We start from the raw sequence: 11,194 nt of genomic DNA, 5'->3' as shown, positions 1-11,194 counted from the left end.
CCGGGGTAAGTCGGGTCCTAAGGATAAGCCTAAGGGCGCATCCGATGGCAGAGACGGTTAATATTCCGTCACTTGTCTTACGGGCGAAGTGGAGACGGAGCAGTGGCACGGCCGCGGGGCGACGGAAGTCCCCGTTGAAGAGTGTAGGTTATGAGAGGTCCAGGCAACTCCGGACTTTGAGCCGAACTTGATAGTATGGATTCCTCTTCGGTGGAATCCAATAGCGCCGGTAATCAGACTCCCGAGAAAATCCGCTAAGCTTAACCGTAGGACAACCCGTACCGCAAACCGACACAGGTAGACGGGTAGAGCATACTGAGGCGTTGAGAGATTCATGGTTAAGGAACTAGGCAAACTGACCCTGTAACTTCGGGATAAAGGGTCCTCATAGCGATATGAGGCGCAGAGAATAGGTCCAGGCAACTGTTTACCAAAAACACAGGGCTGTGCGAACTCGTAAGATGAAGTATACAGCCTGACACCTGCCCGGTGCCGGAAGGTTAAGAGGAGAGCTCATCCTGCTTTGTCAGGTGAAGGTTTGAATTGAAGCCCCGGTAAACGGCGGCCGTAACTATAACGGTCCTAAGGTAGCGAAATTCCTTGTCGGGTAAGTTCCGACCTGCACGAATGGTGTAATGATCCGGACGCTGTCTCAACCATGATCTCAGTGAAATTGTAGTATCGGTGAAGATGCCGATTACCCGCGATGGGACGAAAAGACCCCGTGAACCTTTACTATAGCTTAGCACTGACCTTGGTCATCCGATGTGTAGGATAGGCCGGAGGCTGAGAAAGAGCCACGCGAGTGGTTTTGGAGCCATCCTTGAAATACGGCCCTTTGGCTGTCTGAGGTCTAACGCGCTTGAAGTGCGGACACTGCTTGGTGGGTAGTTTGACTGGGGTGGTCGCCTCCAAAAGCGTAACGGAGGCTTCCAAAGGTGCCCTCAGACCGATTGGTAACCGGTTTTAAGGAGTGTAATGGCATAAGGGCGCCTGACTGGGAGGCAGACACGCCGATCAGGCAGGAAACTGGGGCATAGTGATCCGGCGGACGTGTATGGAAACTCCGTCGCTCAAAGGATAAAAGGTACTCCGGGGATAACAGGCTGATCCCCCCCAAGAGCTCATATCGACGGGGTGGTTTGGCACCTCGATGTCGGCTCGTCACATCCTGGGGCTGGAGAAGGTCCCAAGGGTTGGGCTGTTCGCCCATTAAAGTGGCACGCGAGCTGGGTTCAGAACGTCGTGAGACAGTTCGGTCTCTATCTATCGTGGGCGCAGGAGTTTTGAGTGGTTCCGTCACTAGTACGAGAGGACCGTGACGGACGGACCTCCGGTTTACCTGTTGTGCCGCCAGGCGCATGGCAGGGTATCTGCGTCCGGATGGGATAAGCGCTGAAAGCATCTAAGCGCGAAGCCCACCGCGAGATGAGAGCTCCATAGAGGGTCGTCGCAGACGACGACGTTGATAGGCGGCAGGTGTAAAGACAGCGATGTCAAAGCCGAGCCGTACTAATTGCCCGATATCTTTCGAATTGGGCTCATGTTTTCAACTGTATGTTTGTATGTTTCCGTGGGCGCAGAGTCCCGGGATACGGAGCGGCCCTCAGGCCGCATCCCTGTGTGACGGTACAGTTTTGCTTGCCGATTATGTCACCTTACACACGTCAGCGATGGCGTAAGACACATCAGGTGGTTATTGCGGCGGTGTCCCACCTCTTCCCATTCCGAACAGAGAAGTTAAGCCCGCTTGCGCCGATGGTACTGCAATGCAATGCGGGAGAGTAGGCAGCTGCCTCCTTTCATAAGAGCCCAGAGGACAGAAATGTTCACTGGGCTCTTTTGGTGTGAATATGAGCTATTCGGGTTGCGGGCGGTCCCTAACCATCCATAGGTCGTCCTGTAAATGACAGAAGATGTACCCGAAGATGTTCAGTATTAACCGAGATTTATTGATAATAGCAATGACCGAGGAACGATTAATAGCCAATCTACGAAAGGGACGACAATCGGCCTTGAGTGAAATCTACGACTTATATGCTCAGGAGCTACTTGTTTTCTGCTTTTCATATACTAAATCTAAGCAAGATGCAGAAGAAGTTGTGCAAGATTCTTTCCTCCGACTTTGGGAGATGCGCTCTTCCATACGGTCTGATCATTCCTTAAAGTCTTTGCTTTTTAAGATAGCTAAGAACCGAGTTATTGATTTGTTTAGGTCTAATTTAAATAGTAAGATCTTTGCCGATTACCTTCTTTTTCAACAATCGGATGCTGTCAACGAGTCTGCGGATATGGATTATGACGGTTACCGTTTGTTGGTCGATAAAGTATTGATGAAGTTACCGCCTTCGCAGAGGGAGATCGTTAGGCTGTCTGACTTTGACGGCTTAAACAATAGTCAAATAGCACAAAAACTTAATATTACGGAGAAGACGGTAAGAAATCAATTATCCGCCGGCAACCAGCTGTTTTATAAACTATTAAAGAATGCTTTGAAGTTTTTATGTTTTATTTTTTCTTTGTCTTTGGGATAAATCCTTTGTTGGATCGTCTTATAAGCACAATCCTGACATATACGTTTTTAACATGAATCCTTTATTAAAGAGATATATTGATAATACCATTACCCCCGAGGGACTTGAGGAGCTGCGAGTCTATGTCTCTACGCTTGATGACGAGCAACTGTCCACACTGCTTGAGGATGATTCCTGTAAGCGTGTCGTCTCTCCATTTACAGAGATTGAGGTTGAGCAACTGAAGAGTTCTCTGATGGAATCACTTTCAGAAGAGCCTTCTCGCTGGCCCATTGTGCGGAGGGTCATTGGCTGGGCAGCTGTCTTGTTGTTACCGATCCTGCTCTTCTCTACCTATTATTTCTATCATCATTATGTGAACGTCTCCCGGGAGCAGATTATCGTCTCAACGGGTCCTTTTGAGCGTTCAAATATTACGTTGCCAGATGGCACCCGCGTGAAGCTCAATGCCAATACTGAGTTGTCTTATTCTGCACAAGCTTTCTCCGGTTCCGACCGTAGTGTCAGTTTTACAGGTGAAGCCTACTTTGAGGTTTCAAAACTTCAGGGCCGCCATTTTACGGTGAAAGGTGATGGTTACAATGTTGAGGTGAAAGGCACAAAGTTTAATGTCTCAGCAGGCGAATCCGATCCTGAGGTCGTAGTTTCCTTGGATGAAGGTCGCGTTGGATTCACTTCTTCAAAGGGAGGAACAGTAGACATGAAGCCTGGAGATGTTTCTACGCTTGAGCGTTTGTCGGGCATGATCACCGTCAAGCACAACCAGTTGACGAACGACTTCTCTGCGTGGAAGCGGAACGAGATTGTGGTGCGTCACAGCACGCTGACTCATTTGCTCGATTTGATGAAACGGTCTTATGGTGTCTCTTTCCGAGTGGATAAGAATGTGTGTCCGTCAAGTACATTCACGGGTATGATCCCGAGCGATAACCTTAACGAAGCACTCGACATCTTAGAGACTGCTTATGGCATCAGGACATATGTAGACGGGCGGACCATTCGACTATCAAAGTAAATATTTGTTAAACATCAAGAAGCGTATGGGACACATATGCCTTTTTTGCGTCTTGTTTGTGATTCTCGTAAACTGAGAGTTCTAAAAAACAATATGTTTAAACCAAAAATTAACAACATGGTACATTCAAAAGAGAGATCTTCGTGGAAGAGCCTTCTGGTATTGTTTCTGTTCTTGTCCGGCTCTATGTTGGTCGCCAATGCGGAAACGAATGCTAAGGGTAACCGTGTGACTATTCATGTGGCGAATGCGTCACTGCTTCAAATCTTCAACCAAATTGAGAAGCAAACAACTTACCACTTCTCTTATCTCGACAGTGAGATTGACAATCGCCAGGACATCACGCTGAGCGTGAACAACACTTCTGTGTCGTCGGTGCTTGATCGAGCCTTGAAGGGACGGCCTTTAACTTATAAGATCGTCTCTGCAAAGTCTATTGTCATCTCTAAAGTTAATACTGCCTCTTCTGACTATAGGACAGCTTCTGTCGGCATCTCTCAGCAGAACGGGGGTGGATCTGTTATTAGAGGTACTGTAAAGGATGCTAAAGGTGAGCCTGTCATCGGTGCTTCTGTCACACGAGGTGGCTCCGCTACTGGTGCGGTAACAGATATTGATGGTAACTTTTCTATTAGGGCTAACCCGGAGGATGAGCTTACAATTTCTTATGTTGGTTTTAAAACACAGCGTGTGAAGGTAGGTCAAAGGCGTAATCTTGATATTACTATTACCGAAGATAACGAACTGCTCAATGAAGTTGTTGTTGTGGGTTATGGAACGATGCGTAAGAGCGACGTTACAGGCTCCATCTCAGTTGCCAAAGGTGAGGATTTGGTGAAGAACCAGAACTTCTCGGCTCTTGATAACTTACGTGGTAAGGCAGCCGGTGTCAATGTCTTCTCTAATTCAGACGACTTAGGTACTTCCACTCCGCGTGTCATTATCCGTGGTATGGCCACTATCAATGCTAGCTCAAGCCCTTTGTATGTTGTCGATGGTGTTGTGATGAGCAACTTCGCACTTGTTAATCCTAACGATATCGAGTCGATGGAAGTGTTGAAAGATGCTTCTGCTACAGCTATTTATGGTGCTCGTGGTGCTAACGGTGTCATTATGGTTACAACAAAGCGTGGTCTGAAAGGTGAGACTGGAACGAAGGTGAGCTATCAGGGATCTTTGCGTATCGGTACGATGGCCCGTAAGATGAAAGTTCTTAATGCCCAGGAATGGTGTGATGCTTTTATGAAAGGCTTGGAGAATGAGAATAAATACAATGGTTACAACTGGTCTCTCAATCGTACAGACTGGTTTACTGACAACCGTTATTTTGATTCCAAGGGTAATCCTATCTATGATACTGACTGGCAGGACGAGGCAACCCGTACGACAATCTCGCATAACCATCAGCTGAATATCCAACAGAGTGGAGAAAGCTCATCTATGGGTGCATTCCTTAATTATTCAGATTATCAGGGTCTGATGAAGAATACATGGAACAGGCGCATCAGTGCTAAGATGACGTATGATGCAAATCCTTATAAATGGCTTTCTACAGGTGTTAATTTAATGGTCAACCATATGTGGGGCCGTTTTACGGATGCCTACGGTGGTGGCCAGGAAGCCCGTCGTACGATGATCGAGATGCTTCCTTGGCTTCCTCTTCGCGAGCCGGATACCGGCAACTATACAACTTCTACATCCCCCTCGGGGATGGCAGACCGTTTCGGTTTTGAAGGAATGTCGAACCCTGTTATGATTCTTGAGCAGCAGAAGCGACTTTATTACAATACACAGATTTTCGGTAATGCGGCTCTGACTTTCCACCTCTTGCCTGGACTGGATTTCAAGACACAGCTTGGTATCGATTGGCATAATATTGACGGGCGACGTTATGCGGCTAAAACACTTAACAATATCTCTATGCCAAACGGCCGTGCCGAGAATAGCCATGCAACAAATCTCTATTGGCAGGAGGAGTCTTATCTGACTTATCAGAAGACTATCGACCAGCATCGTCTTAATGCCATGTTCGGTCTTTCCTGGACAGAGCGTACATCACGTAGCAACAGCGTGGCAACAGAAGGATTTTCTGATGATTTCTATGAGGATAACAACATGGGAGTGGGCACGAATCCTGAGACTCCCTCTTCGAGCACAGACAGATGGCGCATGAATTCTTACTTCCTCCGTTTGGCTTATACTTATAAAGACCGCTACTCCGTGACTGCAACAGGGCGTTATGATGGTTCTTCTAAATTCGGTAAGAACAACAAGTATGCGTTCTTCCCATCGGCTGGTTTAGCATGGCTTATCTCTGAGGAGAAGTTCATGAAGCCCATCACTTGGGTCAGCAACTTGAAGCTGCACACCAGTTACGGTCTGACCGGTAACTCTGAGATTGGTACGTATAACTCTTTGGCCCGCACTGTTGCCGGCACATTATTGCTTGATGGCAGGCGTGCTTCCTATATGTATCTCAGCTCCATGGAGAATCCTGACCTTAAATGGGAGAAGACAGGTATGTGGGATATAGGCTTTGAGCTCGGCTTATTTGTCAATCGTCTGAACTTTGACATTTCCTATTATAACAAGAAGACGACCGACCTGTTGCTCAATTGTCCTGTACCTCACTCAACTGGTTTCTCTACCCAGTATAAAAATATCGGTTCAGTACGCAACCAAGGTCTTGATATGATGGTGACGGCTTATCCTGTACGTACCAACGACTTCACATGGCAGGCCTCTCTTAATATGAACTATAATAAGAACAAAATTCTGCATCTTGGAGAGAATGATGAGGATATCGAAATGATGAGTTGGGTTGGCGGCTCTGAGGCTATCCTCCGCGTCGGTGAGAGCATGGGCAGTTTCTATGGCTATCATCGTTATGGCGTATGGACAGAGGAAGACCATAAGGCCGGTAACTGCACACTTTCACAGGTCGGCCGTCCACATCGCTCAGATACGAAGGAAATCCTTGGAAAAGGTCTTCCCGACTGGACTGGCGACCTCAGCAATACGTTCAGTTACAAGAATTTCGATTTTACGATGGACTGGCAGTTTGTTATGGGTGTACAGACTATGCAACAGTTCTACCATCCTACTTATGACCGTTTTGGTATTACCAATGGCCTGAAGAATATTCTTTATGATGCTTACGACGGTACTAACCCTGGTACGATGGAGCAGATGATCCGTCTGGCCAACTCCGGTCACGCTGGTCAGGACACGACAGTAGACTCCAGTTGGATCTGTAGTGGTTCTTACCTACGTCTGAACATGCTGCAGTTGGGCTATACCTTTGACCGTGACCTCTGCAAGCACATCGGTCTTGAAGCACTGCGTGTGTATATCAGCGGCAATAACTTAGCACTTGTTACCTCCAGTAAGTTCCATGGGTACGATCCGGAGTCGACATCACAGACTAGTCAGTTCGGTCAGAATATGACGTTCTATTCTTATCCGAGATCGCGTACCTTTACAATTGGCTGCAACGTAACTTTCTAATGAATAGGTTTTTCAACCAATAATAACTTAGGATATAAAAGTATGAAAAAGATATTTGTAATTGCTGCCTGCGTGGGGTTGCTTCTTTCTTCCTGCAACAGTTGGCTGGAGGAACATCCGGAATCGATTCTTACCAGACAGGACTTCAATAAGACAGAAGAGCATTTCCTTGGTCAAGTCAATTACCTGTACCGTACAGGCTTTGTTACCAAATACTCCAATGCCGGGAGTGCTTATATTGGTCCCTTTGCATCTGTCACATCTATGCTTACCGGCTATTTTCGCAATTCCTATGAAGGTCAGGAGAACGTGTGCCTCTATTCTCGCCAACTGACCCGGCAGAACGAGACAAATAATGTATCAGGCACTATGGATGGAGTATGGGACGATTGCTATGATGCCATCAACGTGGCTAATAGTGTCATATCCAACATCAACGCTGAAGGTGTATCGGTGTCAGCTGATGCCAAGACACAATATGTTGGGGAAGCGAAGTTTTTCCGCGCCATGAACTATTTCTACCTTGTGAAGACTTTCGGTGACATACCTCTGACGCTTACTAACTACTACAGTGCTTCACAGGAGATGGGACTGGCACGCACTGCAAAGGCTGATGTGATGAAACAGGTTGTCAGCGACCTCAAAGATGCCGTGTCCAGTCTGCCTGCAAAGACATGGCAGAGCGATGCCCACCGTATCACGAAATACGTGGCAGAGATGGGACTTACCGATGTCTATATGTACCAAGGCGATTATGCCAATGCAGCCTCAACGGCAAGGGATATCATCAAGTCGGGTCTTTATCAGCTCACACAGAATACTGACCGTGGCCTGAACAGTGCCTTTAATAAGTTGCGTACTACTGATGACCTCCCTGAGGTTATCTATGCCCAGGAGTTTGACAACACGGTCGCAACCAGTGGATGGTGGCCTACCTATGCCTTTACCTCATCTGCTACATCTGTGTTTGACAAGTATGCTATCACCGAACGAGCTTTCGGCCCTTACGGACGTTACCTCAATATCTATACATCCCAGGATCTTCGCGGGCAGGAGAAGCAGTTCTTCGCAACGTCTTACACCAATCCGGTGAATGGCAAGACCTGGACTATGCCTGTGGCATCGGGTGTGACCAGCGACAGCCCCGATTATTATAACCAAATCGGTTGCTGGTACTACTTTGATGAAGAGGCTATGGAGAGTACTGGTCGCGGTACCAAGGACTGGAATGTTTACCGTTACGCAGAGACGTTGCTTGATGCAGCCGAGGCTATCGTCCAGAGTTCTGGTGTAACAGCCGAAGCTGCGGATTACCTGGCACAGGTACAGAGCCGTGCGCTCGGTGAGAGTGAGGCTACACTGACAAGCAGGCTGCAGTCTTTGCCTAAAGAAAAGTTCATTGAGACCTGTTGGACAGAGCGTTTGCGTGAGTTCCCGCTGGAGTTCAAGATCTGGGACGACTGCGTAAGAACAGGCAAATTCCCTGTTATCTCCAATACGATGCATAGTGGTGAGGTGACTTATGTGGACCTCGTCGGTGCTACTAACGGCTCTGGTGCAAAGTTCAAGCAGAGCGATTTGCTCTGGCCTATTTCTCTCAATGAGATACAGCGCAATCCGAAATTGACACAGAACGATGGATACGCCTCGACAAATAAGGCTCAATAATATTAGAGAATGAACAATAATAAGATTAAACTTATTCTGAAAAAGACTATGTTGGCAGGAGTCTTGGCTCTCGGCTTCCTGCCAGCGTTGTCTGCCTCCCAGAACTACACATCTTATGTAGATCCGCTCATCGGGTCGGGAGGTCACGGTCATGTTTTTGTGGGAGCTAATGTTCCTTTCGGAGAACTGCAGGTAGGACCAATGAACATCTTCAAAGGATGGGACTGGTGCTCCGGTTATCACTACAGTGACAGTATCATTGTAGGGTTCAGTCATACACATCTTAGTGGTACAGGCTGCTCCGATTTAGGTGATATCAGTCTCATGCCTTACATGGGCAAGGAGCGAACCTCTCAAGGCAGGCAGGAAGATATTTCCGGATCGGCCTCGTCCTATTTTAAGCATGCTAACGAGTCCGTTGCCCCGGGCTTCTACAGTGTCAAGCTCGACAACGGTGTCAATGTGGAACTGACAGCTACGGATCATGTGGGCTTACATCATTATATCTATACGGGTAATGAGACTCCGCGCTTGCTTATCGATTTAAAGACGGGCATCGACTCACGGAGCTATGAGACGTACATACGCCGTGTTGATGATCATACCGTGGAGGGCTTCCGCTTTGCCCATGGCTGGGCTCCCTTTCATAAGACTTTCTTCTATGCAACTTTCAGCCGACCCATCAAGAGTTTAGATGTCTTCTCCGATGATACGCCTCAGGGTAAGAATGAATTACAAGGAAGAAATGTTAAGGGGAACGTGACGTTTGCTGACAGCGACCGTGATCTCTTGGTAAAGGTGGCTATCTCCAGCGTGAGTTGTGCGAACGCTGAGATGAATCTCAACACAGAACTGCCAGGCTGGGATTTTTCCGCTACGCGCAAGGCTGCTGTGGATAAATGGAACAAGTGGCTTGGAATTATCAGTGTAGAAGGTAACGACACTGACAAAAAAGTGTTCTATACAGCTCTTTACCACATGTTTATCGCGCCGACACAGTATGCTGACGTGAATGGTGATTTCCGCGGTATGGACGACAAGGTGTATACTGGCAATAAGTTCCGTAACTACTCTACTTTCTCGTTGTGGGATACTTACCGCACCTTGCAGCCACTGATGACGATTCTTAGTCCCAGACTTGTTTCAGACGAGGTCAACTCCATGCTCAGTATCTATGACCAGAATGGTAAGCTCCCTATCTGGCCGTTACTGTCAGGTGAGACCAACTGCATGCCGGGTTATAGTTCTGTGCCTGTTATCGCAGATGCTTATCTCAAAGGTATCGGGGGCTTCGATGCTGACCGTGCGTTGCGTTATATGGTATCTACGGCTACCAATCCGAAACAGAATGGTGTGCCAGAACTGATGAAATACGGTTATATTCCTGCGGATAAGAAACGGGAGGCCACTTCCATCAACCTTGAGTATGCTGCTGACGACTGGGGGTTGGCTCTCATGGCCAAGAAGATGGGATGCGAAGACATCTACAACACGTTCATCAAACGGGGCTTGTCTTACAACATGCTCTTCGACAGCAAGATAGAGAAGATCCATCCCAAGATGACTGACGGCACCTGGTATGAGCCTTACGACCCGTTCCTTGCCAATCACCGCAACGGTGTTGGCGACTTCACGGAGGGCAATGGTTGGGAATACACATTCATGGTACCTCAAGACCCCGAGGGACTTATTTCCGCCCATGGAGGTGATAAGGCTTTTGTGAAGAACCTTGATGAGTTGTTTGTTGCAAAAGGTGATCTTGGCGAGGGCGCACCACCAGATGTATCCGGTATGGTTGGGCAGTATGCCCATGGCAATGAGCCTAACCATCATATACCGTATCTTTATGTTTATGCAGGAGAGCAGTGGAAGACAGCCGCTCGTATACGCTCACTTATGCATCAGTTCTACAAAGCTGATCCCGACGGATACGCAGGTAACGAAGACTGTGGACAGATGTCATCATGGCTCGTCTCTTCTGCTTTAGGCTTCTATCAGGTTAATCCGTCGAATGGAGTGTATGTTTTCGGCAGTCCCCTTTTCAAGGAGGCAAGCATAAAGCTTGAGAACGGGAAGATCTTCAAGATCATTGCGAAGAACAACAGCGACAAAAATATCTATATCAAGAGTGCCAAACTTAATGGGAGATCCTACAGTAAGTCGTTCATTACCTATGACGACATTATGCGGGGAAGTACGCTTGAACTTACGATGGACAGCAAACCGAACAAGAGTTTTGGAGCTTCTAAGGTGAACCGTCCGGTGAGTGCCCGTTAAGTAAATGGTGAATGCCATGCCCAGAACTTATATGGCCAATATTGCGGCTTTATGGCTGCTGTTAGCTGATCCTACTGTCTTCAAAGATAATGACACTTATTACCTTTACGGCACAGCTTCCTGTCCACAGGAAAGACTTTAAGATTGTTGAGGGAACGGCCTGATATCTGAGGACCGACGAATGATTGGTTTG

At 47.5% G+C, this 11,194-nt stretch carries 5 protein-coding genes, 1 rRNA gene and 2 other annotated features (1 of these 8 only partly in view); all 6 genes read left to right on the top strand.

Translation table 11 applies throughout. The annotated features are described in order from the left end of the window. Window positions 1-673 (top strand) — a sequence feature (23S ribosomal RNA rRNA prediction is too short) (it extends 105 nt beyond the left edge of the window). Between the two features lie 3 nt (window positions 674-676). Continuing rightward, window positions 677-1,524, top strand: a sequence feature (23S ribosomal RNA rRNA prediction is too short). 164 nt (window positions 1,525-1,688) lie between these two features. The 6 genes from rrf to PREMU_RS01540 all read left to right on the top strand — a co-directional run bounded on the left by rrf (window position 1,689) and on the right by PREMU_RS01540 (window position 11,001). Further along, window positions 1,689-1,801: ribosomal RNA gene (gene rrf, locus PREMU_RS01565) — 5S ribosomal RNA — on the top strand. A gap of 163 nt (window positions 1,802-1,964) precedes the next feature. Next, complete coding sequence (locus PREMU_RS01560; protein WP_007572602.1) at window positions 1,965-2,534, top strand: RNA polymerase sigma factor; 570 nt, start codon at window positions 1,965-1,967, stop codon at window positions 2,532-2,534. Between the two features lie 52 nt (window positions 2,535-2,586). After that, window positions 2,587-3,549 (top strand): FecR family protein, encoded by a 963-nt coding sequence (locus PREMU_RS01555; protein WP_007572601.1) that lies wholly within the window; start codon window positions 2,587-2,589, stop codon window positions 3,547-3,549. 117 nt (window positions 3,550-3,666) lie between these two features. Next, on the top strand, window positions 3,667-7,056 hold the full coding sequence (locus PREMU_RS01550) for a TonB-dependent receptor (RefSeq protein ID WP_040558512.1): 3,390 nt from the start codon (window positions 3,667-3,669) through the stop codon (window positions 7,054-7,056). Window positions 7,057-7,098: 42 nt separating this feature from the next. Further along, window positions 7,099-8,724, top strand: a complete 1,626-nt coding sequence (locus tag PREMU_RS01545) for a RagB/SusD family nutrient uptake outer membrane protein (protein ID WP_007572599.1) — start codon at window positions 7,099-7,101, stop codon at window positions 8,722-8,724. A gap of 48 nt (window positions 8,725-8,772) precedes the next feature. Then, complete coding sequence (locus PREMU_RS01540) at window positions 8,773-11,001, top strand: GH92 family glycosyl hydrolase (protein ID WP_040558511.1); 2,229 nt, start codon at window positions 8,773-8,775, stop codon at window positions 10,999-11,001. Window positions 11,002-11,194: the final 193 nt, after the last annotated feature.

The sequence above is a fragment of the Hallella multisaccharivorax DSM 17128 genome (assembly GCF_000218235.1).
Lineage (GTDB): Bacteria > Bacteroidota > Bacteroidia > Bacteroidales > Bacteroidaceae > Prevotella > Prevotella multisaccharivorax.
Note: the sequence above shows the minus strand (reverse complement) of the source record. Positions and strands in the feature narration are given on the sequence as shown.